The following is a 16,492-nucleotide window of genomic DNA, read 5'->3' on the forward strand; positions in this document are numbered from 1 at the left end:
CCGTACGCAAGTCCACAGCCAAACTCGCGCGGCGAAAATCTAAATTTACGCTATAATCTTGCAAAGCGGAGCGTAGAACTCCTGCTGCGCGTATGCGATGAAATTTAAACAAAGGCCCGCAAATTCGGGTTTCTTAGCTTTCGCGCGGCTGTGGTAACGCTAAATTTAACGGAGGGCGCATGGATAAGGAGCAGTATATTTTTGATAAATTTAGATCGAAACTTAACGGCGATGATTGCGCCGTGATCGGCGAACGAGCGTATTGCAAGGACCTTTTCGTCGAGGGCGTGCACTTTCGCCGCGGCTGGCTGAGCCTGCGTGAGATCGGCGCAAAGGCGATGCTCGTAAATATCTCGGACATGATCGCGACGAATGCGCGCGCCAAATACGCTCTGCTAGGGCTTGCGCTGCCGCGCGAGATCAGCACGCGCGAGATCGACGAGCTGTGCGCAGGCGTGAGCGAAACGGCGCGGGAATGGGGCATACGAATCATTGGCGGCGACACGATCGGCTCGGATCGCATCGCGCTTAGCGTGAGCCTGATCGGCAAGTGCAAGCGCCCCGTGTTTCGCAGCGGCGCGCGCGTAGGCGATCTCATCGCGCATACTGGCGAGCTGGGTAGCGTCGGGCGCGATCTGGCGGTGCTTTTAAGAGATGAAATTTTTCCCGCTAGCTCGCAGACGCAAAACCGAAACGATAAAATTTCATCGCTGCAAAGCTCAAGCACCGCGCCGCAAGGTCTCAACGCCGAGGCTTCGACGGCACAAAATCCTGGCGATGAGGTGCGAAACTCGGGCGATAAAATTTCGCCCGCGCATGCTAAGCTACAGAATCTGGATGCTGAAACTTCGGCAATGCAAATTTTGGACCTTGAGCCGCAAAGTCTGGACGATAAAATTTCACCTGCGTACGTCGAGCCGCTAAACCTGGATGCCGAAATTTCGGCGCAAAATTTCGCGGTGCAGAGCGGAGAGGATCACAAGAACTCTGCGGCGCAAAGTCCAGCATGCGAAAATTCCGTGTCTCAAAGCCAGGCATATGAAGGCTCCGTGTTTGATCTGCGCGAGGATCTGCGCGCGCAAATTTCAAAAAATTCGCGCTTCGTCAGGCCCGTCTTGCGCGATAAGTTTTTTTACAAGGCGGCGAAGTTCATCAGCGCGGCGATGGACATTAGCGATGGGCTCGCGCAGGATTTGCCCCGCCTGTTGGAGGCTAGCGGCGTGGGTGCGCGCTGGATCGCCCGCCCTAGCGAGGCTGCGTTGCAAAGCGGCGAGGAGTACGAGATTTTGTTCAGCTTCGCGCCGAAGTTTTTGCCTAAAATCTACGCGATTGCCGCTAAGTCGGGCGTTTCGATCAATATCATCGCCGAGGTTTGCCCGCGCACGCCGCAAAGCTCGATGGAATTTCGCGGCAGCTCGCACCACTTCGCGCCTTGAAATTTACCGCGACCGCTTTAAATTTTAAGGCGCGTAGCATGGAATTTGAAATTTCGCAGAGCCACGAAATTTTGTGGAGGCGTAGAATTTTATGAAGCCGAGGAATTTGGAATTTGAAATTTCGCCTCTTCACGTAGCCTACACGCAAGCTCGCTATCATACCGCTACAAAATTTACAAAGGAGCCGTATGAGGGAGATCGTAAAAAAATTTGTCGCAGGCGACGCGGATATTATATTCGCCAGACTTTCCGTTATCATCGTGCTTGCCGTGATGGGCAACTACAAGTGGTTTGAGTTCGAGGTGGAGGCTTTAAAGCCGCTCTTTTCGCAGACGTGGCTTTCGTTTTTGCCCTCAGCGCTCGGGGACGCCGGCGCGAGCTACTTTTTGGGCGTGGTGGAGACCGTGGGCTATCTCTCGCTCATCGCGGGCTTTTTCAAGCCGAAGGCGGGCATCGTGGGCGATCTCATCGTGATCGTCATGGCGTTTACTACGCTCAGCCTACTGCCGCAGCTGGGCAAGATCGACGGCTTTATCTTTAAAGACCTTTTCTTGCTAGGCCTTGGCTTGGTGCTGCTAAAATACGACCTGACGCGCCTTTGTCGCGGAGAAAAAAGCTGCGATTGAGCCGTCAAAACATACTGGCGTCGGTTCCGACGCAACACTAAATGATTGCGCACGGCGAGCTTGAGGCTTTTGATTTGAGGCCTGCTTTGCCGGCGGGTGCGTGCTTGAGCTTGCTTGCGCGGCGCCGTTTAAAATACAGCCTCGCGTTAAAATTTTATGACGTGCGGTTGAAATTTATCGAGCTGCGGTAATTAAATTTTGCCAACGCTCAAATCCAAATTTATAAAATTTAAATCGACCTATCAGATTGTGCCACAAATTGAGTCGCGTTAAATTTGACAGCGAAAGCTTAATCCTAAGCTCAAAGCATTAGATTTAGATCCAGCCAAATTCGCATTTGATTAAGCGAAACGAAAAGCGCAAAGTTATATCATTTCTTAGAAATTCTCCAATTTTTTCGAAAGGATGAGATATGAAGCACTTTTCACTCTCAAAGGCCGTTTTTATGGCGGCGAGTCTGGCCCTGCTCGGGCTAACGGCTGCGAATGCGCAGGAGAAATTTAGCCCGGTTATCGTCATTCACGGCGGCACCAGTGGGCTTGATCTAACCAAGGAGGAATTTAAAATCCGCGAAGAGCCGATGAAAAAAGCGCTTTTAGCGGGTCAAGCCGTGCTTGAACGGGGCGGCAGCGCGATGGATGCCGTAACGGCGGCGATAATGGTGCTTGAGGACGATCCGAATTTCAACGCGGGCAAGGGCGCGGTATTTACCGCCGACGGATTTAACGAGCTCGACGCCTCGATCATGGACGGCTCGACCAAAAAAGCGGGCGCGGTCGCGCTAGATAAAAACGGTAACATAGCCGCGGCGACCAGTACAGGCGGCATGATCAACAAAATTACCGGCCGCATCGGCGCGTATCAAAAGGGTAGCGACAAAGAGCTAGACCTTGCTATCTCGAAAAAAGAATTTATAGATAACTTCCCAAAACAAGACGCCGAAGAGGGATTTAGCTTCGAGCAGACGCAAGAGCTGCTGGGCGGGATAAATTAGCCTTAAATTTACAAAAAGGGCAAAAATGAAAAAAATTTTAGTGGTACTTCTCTTAGGCTTGCTCGGTCTTGAAGCTAAGATAATCGGGCAGGGTGAACTAGCGGACTACGGGCTGGTTTTTGCGGATGGCAATGCCGTGGATAAAGACGGCAACATAAAAGCTGTAGGTAAAAATTTTATGGTCACGGGAACCTTTTCTGACGGTCTTTGCGTGGTTTTTATAGGCGGACAGGCCTTTTTTATGGACGAAAACGGCAGATTTGCCTTACGTTTGGCGCCCGGTATGGACTTTAAAACTAGTTTTACCGAGGGGTTAGCGGGCATCGTCAAAAACGGCAAATTCGGCCTCATAGATAAAACAGGCAAGGTCGTAGTAGAACCCAAATTTGACGATATGAGTATAGCCTTTAGAGATGGCGCGATACTCGTGGGCGAGATGAAATACGGCAGGATGAAATACGGCTACGTGGATAAAAACGGCAAAACAATCATTCCTCTGCGCTACGACGAGGTAAGGTCGTTTTCCGATGGACTAGCCTCGGTGCGCATCGGCGACAAATGGAGCGTGATAGACAAAAGCGGCGCTACCGTTTCAAAGCTAAATTTCAACTACCCGTTAAAGTTCACAGAAGGCTTAGCATCCGTAAAATTTAACGGACTTTACGGCTTTGTGGACAAGGACGCAAACGTCGTTATAGAGCCTAAATTTGAATTAGCGTCGCTCTTTAGCGAAGGGCTAGCGGCCGTAAAATCGGGCGGCAAATGGGGTTTTATAGACAAAAGCGGAAATTTCGCGATAGAACCGCGTTTTGACGAAGTAAATAAATTTAAAGAAGAACGTGCCGTAGTGAGGGTCGGCGAGCTGTGGGGTATCATAGATAAAAGTGGTAAATTTATCTTTGAGCCACAAAAATTCGACTATATATTTGACGAGTTTTACGGCGGAATGTTAAATTTCAGGGTAAATAGAAAAAGCGGTTGCCTAGACATAGACGGCAAGGTCGCCATAGAACCAAAATTCGATAGCATATTTGTTTTTGAGGGCAACGCGACGGCCGCTAGTGTAGACTACAAAAGCGTTTTTATCGACAAAAAGGGCCGAATTCTGCCTATTTCTTACTACTTTGAGATAGAAGATTGAGGTAAATTTGCGACGGTTTTGGCGAGCGCTTTGCTTCTTTTGAACCAACAAGCTACATTCAGTCGCTAAATTCTCGCCTTTATGTCACATTAAAACCCAATAGACCTATTTTGCCAAAAAATAACGTAAATTTAATTTTTACAATATGAGTTAAATTCAACGCAGACAATAAAACTTTGGTTGTTTTAATTTACTTTCATCCGTATTTAACTTTTGCCTTAAATTTTGCACATGATAGCAAAATATACAAATTTCAGGTAGAATATCGCCACATAAAATCAAGGCGGTAAAATGAGAAAATTTATAGTCGTTCGCGGACACGCGGGCTCGGGTAAAACGACTTTCGCAAAAGAGAAAATTAAAGAATTTAAAAACGAATATCCGCAGGCACAAATTTATCATCTGGAAAACGATATGTTTCTAACCGATGAGGCGGGGGTTTATACTTGGTCGCCGAAGCTTTTGGAGGACGCAAAGCGCAAGGTCGCCCGCGAGATAAAGCAGGCGTATAAATTTGCTCTGGAAAACAAAGATAAAGACGTTCTTATCGTGCTTAGCAACGTGAGCGCGCGCACCAAAGAGCTGCTAGGCCTAAAAGAGCAAGCCGCCCAAAATGGATTTATTTTTGAATGCTTTAGAATGCAAAATTTCTTCGCCTCCGAGCACGGCGTCGATGAAGATACCGTAATAGCGATGTTTATCAAGGTCGCAAACAACAAAATAGAGGGCGAAATTTTGATCCCGCCCGTCAATCCTATGAGCGAAAGCGTAGCGCAAAAGATCAAAGACGCGGCGGCTCTAAACAGGCGCGATCTGCCCTTTGATGCGGCGAAAAATACCTACGTAACGAAAAAATATATTGCCGCCACGCAAGATAAAAGGCTCTGGAGCGCGCGTCAAAGCGAGCTTTATCCCGAGCTTCGCACCTATAAATACTCAAAACGCGTCTTTTTCAAAGCCGATTGGGATAAGGCGCTACTTGAGATGCGCGGGCTCATAATGGACGAGAATCTAAATATCATCGTGCGTCCGTTTAAAAAGGTCTATAACTATTCGGAATTTACCTCGCGCAAAAGCCTTTATCCTATCGATATCACAGACGATACGCCCGTGCTTGCCGTGCGAAAGGTAAACGGCTTTTTGGGGTGTTGCACCTACGTAGATATCGGCGAAAGTGGCGCGAGCTTTAACCGCCGCGTCATCTACTCCACGACGGGATCGACCGATAGTAGATTTGCGCAGATGGCGCGCGAGCACTGCTGCAAATTTGAAGAGATTTTCAAACGCTATCCAAATAAAACTTTTTTATTTGAGATCACCGACGAGAGCGACCCGCACATCGTAGAAGAGGAGCCTGGAGAGACCTTTATCGGGCTTATCGACGCTAAAACCGGCGCGCAAGAGAGCGAATTTGAGCTGGATAAGATCGCTGCAAGCACTGCTGCAGCGCTAAAAAGACCTTTTTATAAGGAGGGCGAGCAGTATCTAAAAACGAGCTTTGCGGAGCTTAAAAATATAGTCAAAGAGGCGAAATTCGAGGGCTTTATGGTGTATATCCCGAGCCAGAATGACTTTTGCTTTAAGATGAAAACGCCTTATTATCTCGTGAATAAATTTTTCGCTCGCAGTAAAAACGAGGCGCTTTCCGGCAAACTGGATAAAACCAAGCTCGATGAGGAATTTCACCCTTTGGTCGATCACATCAAAGCAAACGAGCGAGAATTCAGATCCCTTGACGAGCAGGGCAAGCTAGGCTTTATAAAAGAATTTTTAGAAAAAGTTTAACGTTTATCGTGGGAATATTTGGCGCCGCGTAAATTTACGTAAAGCTCAAATTTGATGCGGCGATTAAAGCTTAAAGGAAAAATGATGATATTTTTTACCTCCGATTTGCATTTTTATCACGCAAATATTATGAAATACTGCCCTAAATTTAGGGCTTTTAACGACGTAGGCGAGATGAATGAAAGGCTAATAGAGCTCTGGAATGCCGTAGTGGGGCCCGAGGATACGGTTTATGATCTGGGCGATTTTGCATTTTGTAATAAATTAAAGGATCTAAAAAGCGTCGCGCGTAGGCTAAACGGCTCGCATGTGCTGATTTTAGGCAACCACGATACGCTCATTAGCCAAAACAAAGAAGCGCTGCTACGCGAGCTAAAAGACGACGGAAATCCTATCTTTAGCGATATCTTGCACTACAAGGAGCTGAATTTTGACGGCGGCGCGGGCGCGATAAAGGACGGCAAAACAGGTATGAGCATCTGTATGTTTCACTACCCCGTAGAGGAGCACAACCGCGCCTCGAAAGGCTCTTTTATGCTTCACGGGCACTTGCACGACCGCGCTTCCAGCCTGGAGGGGCGCATACTAAACGTAGGCTTTGACTCGCACGGCAAAATTTTAAGCTTAGATGAAATCGTGCAAATTTTAGGGCAAAAGCAAATCTCGGCAAGACATTTGTGATCAAAGCCAAACACGGACAGCCATAGCATTGATTTAAGCGCAGCCTGCCGCAATATCTTGCAAAGGCGCTCGCATAATACCGGGATAGGCAAAGCGCTCGGCGACATCATCTCGATCGATAAGCACGGGCACACGGGCTTTGCGTGGACGAAAGACAAGCTTGGCATGTATCACGGCGGAGCAAGGCTCGGAGCCAAACCGATCGTTTATTGGCCGCTCGGCGAGAAATGATCGGTTTTAGCAGATAGCGCGGAAACAGGGAAGTACTCGGTGAGAAACGATCAAATTTGCCACGCCTATTTTGACTCGGGCGGGGTCAAATTTGGTTAAATTTAATGACTTATTCAAAAATCCCAGAATTTGATTTATATGAAAGACGGAGTCAAATTTAAAAACGGTAAAACCTAACTTCGCCGTTCAAATTTTGCCCTTTTGCCTACGCACAAATTTTAAAATTTGTCGCACGCTTTAAAAGATCGGTGCGTTTTAAAGAACATCTGCGCACTTAAAATAGCTACGCCGCCCATTTTAGACAAGCTCTACTTCGCTTCGGCGGGGCGGAACTTGTCTAAATTTTAAAATTTATCCGCGCGTAGTCCACGCCGACGCGCCGAACGGTAAGAATGAGAAGCCGAATAGATATTTTTATTGGGTATCAAAACCCAAAGCGATACCGCCTTTGCACTAGCTATGAATACGGCGTGTATGAGATAGCAGGGTAAAGGCGAACTTAACGCGCTCGGCGAAATTTCGCGGAATTTTGCCGATTATCGCGCGCGGTTTTATCTAAGCTGCCGTTAAATTATATCCCTAGCCACCGCGATCTTGCCTGCGTCCAAATAAAATTTCACGAAATTCCGTAGAATTTTACGCTATGTATTCTGCAAACCGGCGGGCGAAATTTTGTGGGTGCGACCGGATTGCATGCGTAAATTCCGCCGTCAAATTATAACCTAGCGCAAATTTTTGCGGACGGAATCGCTAGCTAAATTTAAACCCGCGCGGTTAAGCCTAACAGGCTCGCCTGTTAAAATTTCGTTTGCGCAGAATTTCGTTTGGGTAAAGTTAAAATTTTACCTCAAATTCCGTCCAATCCTCGTTGCTATCGCACGAAATTTTAAGCCCGAGCTCGTCGCAGTATTTTTTGGCGATAAAAAGCCCGATGCCAAAACCGCCGTTGCGTTCGTCAAAGCGGGTGTAAAGCTCGAAAATATGCGGCAAATTTTGCCGCGCGATGCCCGCGCCGCTATTTTTGATGCGAAGCGAACGCTCGCGCAGGCTTACCTCGACACAGCCGAGCTCATCACAATATTTTATCGCATTGCCAAGTAGATTATCGATGATCTTTCGCAGCTTAAACTCATCCGCGCAAAAGGTTACCGGGCGCAGATCGGTGCTCAAGCTTATTCGCTTTTGCTCCGCAGCGATGCCGAAATATTTGATGCGGCTTTGCACCAGCTCGCCCAAATTTATCTCCCGTCCGCTGCCGCTTTTGTTTAAGCTTAGCGCGGTTAGATCCTCGAATAGCGCGTTTATCGTATTTGCGCCCGCCTTGATATTGCCCAGATATTTTTTCGCATCGGTATCAAAAAGCTCGATACTCATCAAAATCACGCTAAGCGGGGTTTTTATCTCGTGCGTCGTGTCGCGGATGAAGCCGTCAAGAAACTCGATCTTTTCATAAAGCGGGCGCAGTGAAAGGCGGATGATAAAATACGCGATCAACAAAATAAGCGCCAAAACAAGCGCGCTCACAGCTAAAATTTTAAGCTTCAGCGCCGCCAGCTTGCCCTCAAGCGCCTCAGTTTTGATCGCTACGTAGTACTCCGTGCCGTCCTTGCCGGTGAGATTAAACTGCTCAATCCTGCTGGTACCCTCCATATACACGCGCGGCGCATCATCCTTCGGCTCAAAATCCCGCGCGATCTCATCGCTGCTATTTAGATCCGCTGCATATGCCTGCATGGCGTCGAAATCGCTCTCGTTTAATCGCCCGCCGCGAGCGAGCTTAGCCTCTAGGCCGTGCTTGAAATCCCTGATCGCAAAGGCATCGCGATCCGCGATAAAAAACTTCTCCCGCTCGTAAAATACACTGCTTACCAGTGCCAAAAACAGGACGCTGGTGAGCGTATAGAGCAAAAAAATCGGTAGAATTTGACGCATTTTGGACACGGCGCGCTCCTAGAGATATTTGTAGCCAAGCTTGGAAGCGTTTATGATGCGATCCTTGCCCAAAATTTTTCGCAGCTCCGCGATATAAACGCGCAGGCTAAGCTCGCTCGGGCTCTCGTCGTAGTCCCACAGCGCGGCGAAAATTTCATCTTTACTAAGGAATTTATCGCGGTTTTTCAGAAGCAGAGCAAGAAGCCGCGCCTGCTTCTGCGGCATCGGCACGGCTCTTCCGTCGCGATAAAGCGCGCGCTGAGCCATATCAAAGCTAAAACCTCCGCCGATATTTTCGCGCAGGGCGGCGTTGTGGACGAAGGTGCGCTTTAGTAGATTATCCGCGCGCAGAGCCAGCTCTTTTAGCTCGAAAGGCTTTTTGAGGTAGTCGTCGCAGCCGCTTCCAAAGCCGCTTTCGACGTCTTGCAGAGTATTTAGCGACGTCGTGAAAATGCACGGTGCTCCGCGCCCCGCCTCGCGCAGCTCGCGAAGCAGCGCAAAGCCGTTGCCGCCGATGATTTTGACGTCGAAGATCCACAGATCAAAGCTCTTTTCGTACGCTAAAAATAGCGCCTCGTCGTAGCTTTTACTGCCGCTTACCTCGTGCCCCGCGCTGCGCATATAGGTGCACATCATATCTAGCAGCATTCCCTCGTCCTCGACGATCAAAACCCTTGCCATAGCCCGCCTCCTTGCGTAGAATTTTTGAAATTATACCCTGTGAAATTCCACGTAAAATTTAATTGCAAAATTTCAGGGCAAAATTTTATCGTGGCGAAAACGACGCGTCTTAGCTCAAAAGTATGCTTACTAAATTTAGGCTTATAAGATTGCTCGCCTAGTATTGTTCGCGCGGCACGGCGCAAGAAACTAAAATTTTACGATATAAAATTTTCACGCCGCGAAATTTTAAAATTTACAGGTAAAACGCTGGGCTTTAAAATTCCGCCGCTACGAAATTCTAAATTTCGCGATATAAAATTTCTCGGCGTAGAATTTCAAAACCTCGCCTGTGCCGATAAAATTTTGCGAAATTTTATCGGCGCTATGCCGCATAAATTTCAAGCTAAAATTCTAAAATTCTCGCGCCATGTTTCGATAAAACAAAATTCCGCGCAAATGGTGCGCGGAACTACGTAGCTTGCTCGTAAGCGGCACTACTGCGCCATAGGGCACGGAGCGGCGCCCGCGTTTTGATTGCACGGCATCCCGCCTCTTGGCGGCATTGCCGGACCCGCGCCGTTGCCCATTCCTTTATGCGGCATATGGCCGCACTCTCCTGGAGCCACCTGCGATCTGTGCGGACCGAACCCGCGAGCGGGCCTTTTAAATTTGCCGAAATTACCGCGATCTTTAAGCTCGATATCCAGCCTATCCGCCTGCTCGACGCTTAGCTTGCCCGCCTGGGCGTTATAGTTTTTTCTAAACTCGTCTAGGAATTTCTCGCGATCCTCGATGCTCATAGCGTCCAGCTTCTTTTTAAACTCCGTTTTAAATCCGCGCTTGAGATCCCTTGCCTGCGCCCTTAGCTCGCCTGCGCGCTTGTCGATCTCAAACGCCGCTTCGCTTAAGCTCTTGGCATCGGCGCCCGCGACTACGGCATTGATCTGCTCGGGAGTGCTATTTTGAAAATCTGCGGCGAACAGCACGCCCGCGACTAAAACGCTTACTAAAACAATCTTTTTCATTCTCTCTCCTTTGTGAAAGTTGGCATAATTGTAGGAAAAAGTCGTGAAGAAAAAGTTAAGTAAAGCAGCCGCGCCGCCAAAATAGCTCGGCGTCGTAAATTTAAAGCTTTGATTTAAATTTAGAAAATTTTACGCTGCTGCGACAAAAACAGGGCGGAAGCGCAATGCGCGCAAACAAGGCTAAATTTTAAAATTTTAAGCGGAAAGCAAGAGGTGCGTAGCGCGTAAATTTAGCATAAATTCGCGCTGCATAGATTGCATTAAAAGCCCGCCATCCGTAAATTTAACGGCAGAGCGGGCGTATCTCGACACTGCGGACGGCGAAATTTCGTCGCGTAAATTTAACCGCAGAGCGGACATACTTAGAAATTGCGGATGATTAAATTTCATCCGCAACGAAGCCTATTTTATAACGCCGCAGACCATTCTAGCGCCGCCGCCGCCGAGCGGCTTCGGATGATCGCTGTGGTTATCGCCGCCTACGTGAACCATTAGCGAGTGGCCCTTTAGCTCATCTAGGCTCTTAATTTTCGGAGCTAGCACCGGATAGACCGCATTGCCCTCGGCATCGACGAAAAGCGCAGGCAGATCGCCCTTGTGGCCGCTATCGTCCCAAGCAAACGAGTGCTTTTTGGTATCGTTCGGATCCCAGTGACCGCCAGCTTTCATGCCTAAGCCCTTCTCGGTCGCGCCGCAGTCGGCGTTTTGATGTACGTGAAAGCCGTGCACGCCGCTAGTAAGACCTTTTAAATTCGGGAAAAATGCCACGCCGTAGTTCGTCTCGACCGCTACGACCTCGCCTACGCTCACGTTACCCTTCTCGCCTAGCTGCTCCATCGCGATGACGAGGTGCTTGCCGGTCTTAGGGTCAAAATTTTGCATATCGCCGTGCTCGTGAGCGATCAAGGCGCTTGCGACTAAAATTGATGAAATTAGAAATTTCTTCATGATAAATCCTTTAAAATGAAATGTGAGTGCAATTTTATCCAAAAATACTTAAAAAATAATTTTTCTTATTTAGATAAATTTTGCTTTTTATCTAAAAGGCTTATCGCGAAGAATAAGATCAAGCTGGAAATTACGAGCAAAACGCTTAAAATCAGCGCCCGCTCGTTCTCTCCGTCATACACGGCATTGTAGATCGCAAGGCCTAACGTGTCGGTTTTGCCCACGATGTTTCCGCCCAGCATCAGCGTGATACCCACTTCGCCAAGCCCGCGCGAGAGCGCTAAAATGAGCGCGGAGCCGAGCGTTTTAAGCGAGCTAGGAAGGATTACTAAGAGGAAAATTTGAGCTCTGTTTTTGCCTAAAATTTGCGCGGCTTCGATTAAGCTTTTCGGAAATAGCTCAAAGCTCGCGCATACGGGCTTTACAAACAGTGGCAGTCCCACCAAAAACGCGGCGATTACCAATGAAGAGAAGTTAAAAACGATGTCTAAATTTAACGCAGAGCCGATAAAACCGCTCTTTCCAAAAACATAAAGCAGCAAAAATCCCGTCGCGATCGGCGGGAAGATGAGCGGAAAAATCACTAAAATTTCGACGATTTTTTTAAGCTTCGATTTGCTAAAGGCTAAAAAATACGCAATCGCAAGCCCTGCCGTAATCAGCAGCAAAAAGCTGCAAAACAGGGCTTTGACGCTTAAAAGCAAAGGATGCGCGATCCAAGCGATGTCGCTCATTTAAGACCGAATTTTGAAAAAATCTCTTTTGAGCGGTCCGATTGAAATTCCTTCATCACCTTTTCGCAAAGCGCTTCATCGTTGCACGCGCTAAGCCTTGCGATGCCGATGAATGCGGGGCTGTAGAGACTCTCGTCGATGTAGATGATCGAGCCGAACTCATCTTTTTTGGCGACCGCTTCGGTGCTGTTGATAAAGCCCGCCTGCACCTCGCCGTTGATGACGTATGCGACCACCTGTGGCACGCCCGCGACGGCTAAAATTTTATCTTTTACCAGCTCCATCTTGGCGTTTTGTAAAAACTCGTTCGTCCTGATACCGTAAATCGCCTTTTTAGGATCTGGCATCGCGATCTTATCGAACTTTGCGATCTCGGAGACATCGTTTATTTTAATATTTTTCGGCGTCACCAAAACGAGCGTGCCGTGCCCAACGCGTTCAAATTTAGTGATATTTAGATCGCTTTTTTTCAAAAACGCCTCGTCGCCTACGATGAATGAAATTTTATTCTCGCGCGATTGAATGACGAGCTGGCCGAGGTTGGCAAACGATCCCGCCACGTCCATGCCCTCTTTTTTCAAATTTTCGATCACGGCCGAGACAGGCTTTTTGTATCCGCCGCCGGCTGCGATTATCAGCTGATCCGCGCAGAACGAAACGCTTGCCGCAAGCGCTAAAATAAAAGCAATTTTTTTCATGAAAATCCTTTTTTTGAAATTTTAAGAATTTTACAAAATATACTCCTATTTATTAATAAATTGCATTTTTATGCCCTGTTTTAGACTTTTATGTCTTAAAATTTAAAATTTAATATTTAGATAAGCTCTATCTTTCCGCCTAGATCGCACACGCCCTGATTCCAAACCGCCGAGCTTACGAGCACGTCCGCGCCGGTAGCCGCAAACTCTGCGCAGTTATTTTTATTTATGCCACCCGCAGCGCAAATTTTAATCTGCGGCGCCGTCTCATCTCGCTTCAAAACGCAGGCTCTAAGCTCGCCAGAGCTCATCTTATCGCACATTATCGCATCAGGCGCGTATTTTAAAAGCTCGCTAAATTCGCGCTCGCTCGCTACTTCGATCATGATTTTTCGCTCGGGCGCGCGCTCTTTAAATTTAGCGATCTGCGCGCAAAACTCGCTAAAGCTCGCAAACGCACGGGTATGGTTTGAAAAAAACAGGACGCTGTCGTGCAGCCCCAGGCGGTGCATCGTCCCGCCGCCTGCGATCAGCGCATTTACGCAAAGCTCCTTCGCAAAAGGAAAGCTCTTGCGCGTTGCACCCAGCACGCAGCGCGGATTTGCCTCTCGCATCAGCGCAACCATCTCGTGCGCGTAAGTAGAAATTTTACAGGAGTATTCAAACACGATCTGAACGATCTTCCAAGCTTTATGCAAGCTCTCAAAGCTTCCCCGCGCGCTAAAAATTTCTTCTCCCGCACAAAATGCGCTTCCCTCACGCGCTAGATGCTGCGTCTCGCAACCAAAGCGCGCCGCTACTTCGCGCGCGATTCCTCCGCCGCTAAAGATCAGATACTGCCTCGTTACGATCGAAAGCCGCGCGGGCGCGTTTAAATCCACGAAGTCCTGTAAAAGCTCGGTCGTAAGGTCCAAAAACGCGCCGTCGCTAGCGATTAGATCGTCGATTTTACTCTGCGAAATAAACATATCTAGCCTACGAAGTGAATTTTAGCGGGCTCAAAGCGTGAATGCGCCTTTGTGACGCGAGACGGAAAGCCCAAAGGCATAATGCAAAACGCCTCCAAATGCCCAGGCAGATCCAAAATTTCTCTTACGCGCTCCATTGCGTAAATATCGGGCGCTACGCCCAGCCACGTGGTGCCAAGCCCCAAATGGTGCGCCGCTAGCCAGAGATTTTCTGCCGCACAAGCGCAGTCGTAGCGAGCGTAGGGCTGGAATTTTAAGCCGCTTTTGCGCGTGCAGACCACGATCGCAAGCGGCGCATCCTTCGTGCAGCCGCCGTAGGTGCCGACGCTGCTAAGTAGCGTAAGCGTGGTGCGGTCGCGTACTACGTAAAACTCCCATGAGCGCTGGTTGCCCGCGCTAGGGGCTTGCATAGCGGCTTTTAGCACGAGCTCGATCTGATCGTCGCTCGGCATTTTTTCGGTAAAATTCCGCACGCTCGTGCGTGTAAAAATTTCATTCATCGCTGTTCCTTTAAATCAAATTTCTAAATTCCGCTTTTTACGAGCGGTAAAAAATGGAATTTAGAAGTAAGCTTGCCGCTGCGTTTGCTTGAGCCTTGCTTACACGTTGCGCTATTTAGGCGCTACGTGGCGGCCGATGCGCGCTAATTTGGTTTTGCTTGCCTGAGCGCGCCTCTTTTTGCATCAAAAAGCGCTCAAAACTGCGATAAAATTTCAAATCGCGCTGCTGTGAAAATCCGCCGCAAAGAACATCCGCTCAAACTTAGCTTGCTTAAATTTCGCTCACAAGCAAGCTTGCGACCCGCATATTTAAATTTTAATCCTAGGCCGCTATCTGGCACCTGCTAAAATGACACGCCGTATGCATCAATATGTGCGTGTAGCTCGCGTGGTCCTTAAATTTCATCTCGCGCTGAGTCTGCGTCGATCTTTGCGGATAAAATTTTATCCTTCGCAACAATGAAATTTCACCTTCGCGCCGAGCAAATTTTATCTTCGTCGCCTGGTAAAATTCCGCTTTCGCCGCTTTTGAATTTTAACCGCGCGCGCGTCCGCAAAGCACTTGCCGCGCCGTACCGCATGCAAAGCGCGCTCGGATCATCAAAAGCTCAAAATATCTAAAATTTAACCGCAAAACCCAACCAGACGGAGCCGCACGCCGAAACGCTATAAAATTTTAAGCGTTTAAATTTATCGATCGCCTATCAGCCTGCGCACGACGTAGCTTGCGATGAAAAGCCCAAAGCTCGCGGTCACTCCCATGAAGCTGCCCATCGATTTGACGCGCGGCGGCTCGCTCGAGCAGGCGACGTCAAAATCGCCCGCAAAGCCGCGCTTTCGCAGCTCGTATCTGATCTTGCGCGCGAGCGGATCGCCTTGCGTCTGCCAGATTGATCGGATTTCGATCCTAGCGGGATCAAGCCTCTTTGCGCCACCCATCGAGCTTATGAAGCCCACGCCCGCCTCGCTACAGCGCAGCGCAAGCGCGATCTTAGCGCTCACGTCGTCGATAGCGTCGATTACGAAATCAAATTTTGCTAGATCAAATTTAGATAAAAATTCCTCATCGATCCTAGCGGCGATCGGCGTCACGCCTTTAAATTTGCGCGCGAAAACCTCGCATTTTAGCTCGCCTACGTGCTCGCTTCCAAGCTGGCGGTTTTGGTTGGTGATCTCGAAGCGATCGCAATCGATCACGCTTAAGCTTACCGCGCCGCTGCGGTACAGCGCCTCTATCACCGCTCCGCCCACGCCGCCGCAGCCGCAGATTAAAATTTTAGCGCTTTGCAGCCTTGCAAAATCCTCGCCGAAAAGCAGGCGCGAGCGCGAAAAGCGGTCTACTACAACTTCACTCATCGTTTCTCATCCACCTTTCTAGCGCGCTCATCTGCTCGTGCGCGGTTAAATTTAACTTAATCGGACTTAACGTCGCCCGCCCCTTAAAAAGTACCGAAATGTCGCTATTTTCGTTTTTGCTTGCATCAAAATTGAGCGTAGATTTGCCTAGCCAATAATACTCCATCCCGCGCGGATTGCGGTTTAGCTGCGCGTCGGTATCGTAGAGCTTCTCGCCGCAGGGCGCAACCGAAAGCCCCTTAAAATCCTGCTTTGAGACGGCAGGGACATTTAAATTTAAAAACTGCTTCGGCGGCAGAGGAAAGCCTTTATTAAAGATTTTCTCGACCAGCTCCACCGCGAGCTCGCACGCGAGATCAAATCCGTATCGCTGCAGCGAATCCGCGACATAAAACTGGCTCACCGCGAGCGCGGGAATGCCTTGCAAAACCCCCTCCATCGCGCCTCCGCACGTGCCCGAATAGGTTACGTCCTCCGCGACGTTGGCGCCGTGATTTATGCCGCTTATCACAAGATCGGGCTTGCGGTTATACAGCGCGCGGAGTGCCAAATACACGCAGTCTGCGGGCGTAGCGTCATCGAGTTTGAAAAATCCGTCGTCGAGCTTGATAAATCTAAGCGGACGGGTAAGAGTGAGCGAGTGCGAGCAGGCCGATTTCTCCGAGCTCGGCGCTACGATGGTGACGTTTGCGACCCCTCTTAGCGCGCTTGCGAGTTCTAAAAGCCCGCGCGCTTCGAATCCGTCGTCGTTAGTGATTAAAATTTCTTTCATAT

General features: G+C 48.9%; 17 protein-coding genes and 1 pseudogene. 8 read left to right on the top strand and 10 right to left on the bottom strand.

Annotation, left to right across the window (positions count from 1 at the left end; all coding sequences use genetic code 11):
- Positions 1-179: 179 nt before the first annotated feature.
- From Q0174_RS10265 to Q0174_RS10300, 8 genes and pseudogenes are all read left to right on the top strand, one after another.
- Complete coding sequence (locus tag Q0174_RS10265; RefSeq protein WP_298043775.1) at positions 180-1,436, top strand: thiamine-phosphate kinase; 1,257 nt, start codon at positions 180-182, stop codon at positions 1,434-1,436.
- Positions 1,437-1,624: 188 nt separating this feature from the next.
- Positions 1,625-2,062: a DUF417 family protein gene (locus Q0174_RS10270; RefSeq protein ID WP_298043777.1), complete on the top strand. Its 438-nt coding sequence runs from the start codon at positions 1,625-1,627 to the stop codon at positions 2,060-2,062.
- A gap of 445 nt (positions 2,063-2,507) precedes the next feature.
- Positions 2,508-2,819, top strand: a pseudogene (locus Q0174_RS10275) (isoaspartyl peptidase/L-asparaginase); the annotation flags it as partial.
- Entirely contained in the window at positions 2,808-3,056 is a 249-nt protein-coding gene (locus tag Q0174_RS10280; protein ID WP_298043801.1) for an isoaspartyl peptidase/L-asparaginase, read from the top strand. The pseudogene Q0174_RS10275 and the gene Q0174_RS10280, both read left to right, overlap by 12 nt.
- 25 nt (positions 3,057-3,081) lie before the next feature.
- Positions 3,082-4,197: a WG repeat-containing protein gene (locus Q0174_RS10285; protein WP_298043779.1), complete on the top strand. Its 1,116-nt coding sequence runs from the start codon at positions 3,082-3,084 to the stop codon at positions 4,195-4,197.
- A gap of 291 nt (positions 4,198-4,488) precedes the next feature.
- Positions 4,489-5,982 carry an RNA ligase gene (locus tag Q0174_RS10290; RefSeq protein ID WP_298043780.1) on the top strand — a complete coding sequence of 498 codons (1,494 nt, stop codon included), beginning with the start codon at positions 4,489-4,491 and terminating at the stop codon, positions 5,980-5,982.
- Positions 5,983-6,066: 84 nt separating this feature from the next.
- A complete protein-coding gene (locus Q0174_RS10295; RefSeq protein WP_298043781.1) occupies positions 6,067-6,663 on the top strand; it encodes a phosphoesterase in 597 nt (198 codons plus the stop codon).
- A 57-nt stretch (positions 6,664-6,720) separates the two neighbouring features.
- Positions 6,721-6,894: a hypothetical protein gene (locus Q0174_RS10300; RefSeq protein WP_298043782.1), complete on the top strand. Its 174-nt coding sequence runs from the start codon at positions 6,721-6,723 to the stop codon at positions 6,892-6,894.
- An 834-nt stretch (positions 6,895-7,728) separates the two neighbouring features.
- On the opposite strand, the gene Q0174_RS10305 is transcribed toward Q0174_RS10300, so the two are convergent.
- From Q0174_RS10305 to surE, 10 genes are all read right to left on the bottom strand, one after another.
- On the bottom strand, positions 7,729-8,826 hold the full coding sequence (locus tag Q0174_RS10305; RefSeq protein ID WP_298043804.1) for a HAMP domain-containing sensor histidine kinase: 1,098 nt from the start codon (positions 8,824-8,826) through the stop codon (positions 7,729-7,731).
- Between the two features lie 18 nt (positions 8,827-8,844).
- Positions 8,845-9,507 carry a response regulator transcription factor gene (locus tag Q0174_RS10310; RefSeq protein WP_298043783.1) on the bottom strand — a complete coding sequence of 221 codons (663 nt, stop codon included), beginning with the start codon at positions 9,505-9,507 and terminating at the stop codon, positions 8,845-8,847.
- Between the two features lie 476 nt (positions 9,508-9,983).
- A complete protein-coding gene (locus tag Q0174_RS10315; RefSeq protein WP_298043784.1) occupies positions 9,984-10,514 on the bottom strand; it encodes a DUF1104 domain-containing protein in 531 nt (176 codons plus the stop codon).
- 402 nt (positions 10,515-10,916) lie between these two features.
- The gene (locus tag Q0174_RS10320; protein WP_298043785.1) at positions 10,917-11,462 is read right to left on the bottom strand and encodes a superoxide dismutase family protein; all 546 of its coding nucleotides are present in this window, start codon (positions 11,460-11,462) and stop codon (positions 10,917-10,919) included.
- A gap of 65 nt (positions 11,463-11,527) precedes the next feature.
- Complete coding sequence (locus tag Q0174_RS10325; RefSeq protein WP_298043786.1) at positions 11,528-12,196, bottom strand: ABC transporter permease subunit; 669 nt, start codon at positions 12,194-12,196, stop codon at positions 11,528-11,530.
- Positions 12,193-12,894, bottom strand: coding sequence for a molybdate ABC transporter substrate-binding protein (gene modA, locus Q0174_RS10330; protein ID WP_298043787.1), 702 nt, complete (start codon positions 12,892-12,894; stop codon positions 12,193-12,195). Before modA ends, Q0174_RS10325 begins: the two co-directional genes overlap by 4 nt.
- A 116-nt stretch (positions 12,895-13,010) precedes the next feature.
- Positions 13,011-13,862 (bottom strand): ModD protein, encoded by an 852-nt coding sequence (gene modD, locus Q0174_RS10335; protein WP_298043789.1) that lies wholly within the window; start codon positions 13,860-13,862, stop codon positions 13,011-13,013.
- A 2-nt stretch (positions 13,863-13,864) separates the two neighbouring features.
- Positions 13,865-14,362 (bottom strand): nitroreductase family protein, encoded by a 498-nt coding sequence (locus tag Q0174_RS10340; RefSeq protein ID WP_291938251.1) that lies wholly within the window; start codon positions 14,360-14,362, stop codon positions 13,865-13,867.
- Positions 14,363-15,052: 690 nt separating this feature from the next.
- Positions 15,053-15,718, bottom strand: coding sequence for a ThiF family adenylyltransferase (locus Q0174_RS10345; protein WP_298043792.1), 666 nt, complete (start codon positions 15,716-15,718; stop codon positions 15,053-15,055).
- The gene (gene surE, locus Q0174_RS10350; RefSeq protein ID WP_298043794.1) at positions 15,711-16,490 is read right to left on the bottom strand and encodes a 5'/3'-nucleotidase SurE; all 780 of its coding nucleotides are present in this window, start codon (positions 16,488-16,490) and stop codon (positions 15,711-15,713) included. Before surE ends, Q0174_RS10345 begins: the two co-directional genes overlap by 8 nt.
- Positions 16,491-16,492 lie beyond the last annotated feature (2 nt).

It is taken from the genome of uncultured Campylobacter sp., from assembly GCF_937996225.1.
Lineage (GTDB): Bacteria > Campylobacterota > Campylobacteria > Campylobacterales > Campylobacteraceae > Campylobacter_B.

Coding starts and splice junctions, on each gene's coding strand:
- Q0174_RS10290 (WP_298043780.1), top strand. CDS start 4,489: ATGAGAAAATTTATAGTCGTTCGCGGACACGCGGGCTCGGGTAAAACG.
- Q0174_RS10320 (WP_298043785.1), bottom strand. CDS start 11,462: ATGAAGAAATTTCTAATTTCATCAATTTTAGTCGCAAGCGCCTTGATC.
- Q0174_RS10285 (WP_298043779.1), top strand. CDS start 3,082: ATGAAAAAAATTTTAGTGGTACTTCTCTTAGGCTTGCTCGGTCTTGAA.
- Q0174_RS10325 (WP_298043786.1), bottom strand. CDS start 12,196: ATGAGCGACATCGCTTGGATCGCGCATCCTTTGCTTTTAAGCGTCAAA.
- modA (WP_298043787.1), bottom strand. CDS start 12,894: ATGAAAAAAATTGCTTTTATTTTAGCGCTTGCGGCAAGCGTTTCGTTC.
- modD (WP_298043789.1), bottom strand. CDS start 13,862: ATGTTTATTTCGCAGAGTAAAATCGACGATCTAATCGCTAGCGACGGC.
- Q0174_RS10310 (WP_298043783.1), bottom strand. CDS start 9,507: ATGGCAAGGGTTTTGATCGTCGAGGACGAGGGAATGCTGCTAGATATG.
- Q0174_RS10340 (WP_291938251.1), bottom strand. CDS start 14,362: ATGAATGAAATTTTTACACGCACGAGCGTGCGGAATTTTACCGAAAAA.
- Q0174_RS10345 (WP_298043792.1), bottom strand. CDS start 15,718: ATGAGTGAAGTTGTAGTAGACCGCTTTTCGCGCTCGCGCCTGCTTTTC.
- Q0174_RS10305 (WP_298043804.1), bottom strand. CDS start 8,826: ATGCGTCAAATTCTACCGATTTTTTTGCTCTATACGCTCACCAGCGTC.
- Q0174_RS10295 (WP_298043781.1), top strand. CDS start 6,067: ATGATATTTTTTACCTCCGATTTGCATTTTTATCACGCAAATATTATG.
- Q0174_RS10270 (WP_298043777.1), top strand. CDS start 1,625: ATGAGGGAGATCGTAAAAAAATTTGTCGCAGGCGACGCGGATATTATA.
- Q0174_RS10280 (WP_298043801.1), top strand. CDS start 2,808: ATGGACGGCTCGACCAAAAAAGCGGGCGCGGTCGCGCTAGATAAAAAC.
- Q0174_RS10265 (WP_298043775.1), top strand. CDS start 180: ATGGATAAGGAGCAGTATATTTTTGATAAATTTAGATCGAAACTTAAC.
- surE (WP_298043794.1), bottom strand. CDS start 16,490: ATGAAAGAAATTTTAATCACTAACGACGACGGATTCGAAGCGCGCGGG.
- Q0174_RS10315 (WP_298043784.1), bottom strand. CDS start 10,514: ATGAAAAAGATTGTTTTAGTAAGCGTTTTAGTCGCGGGCGTGCTGTTC.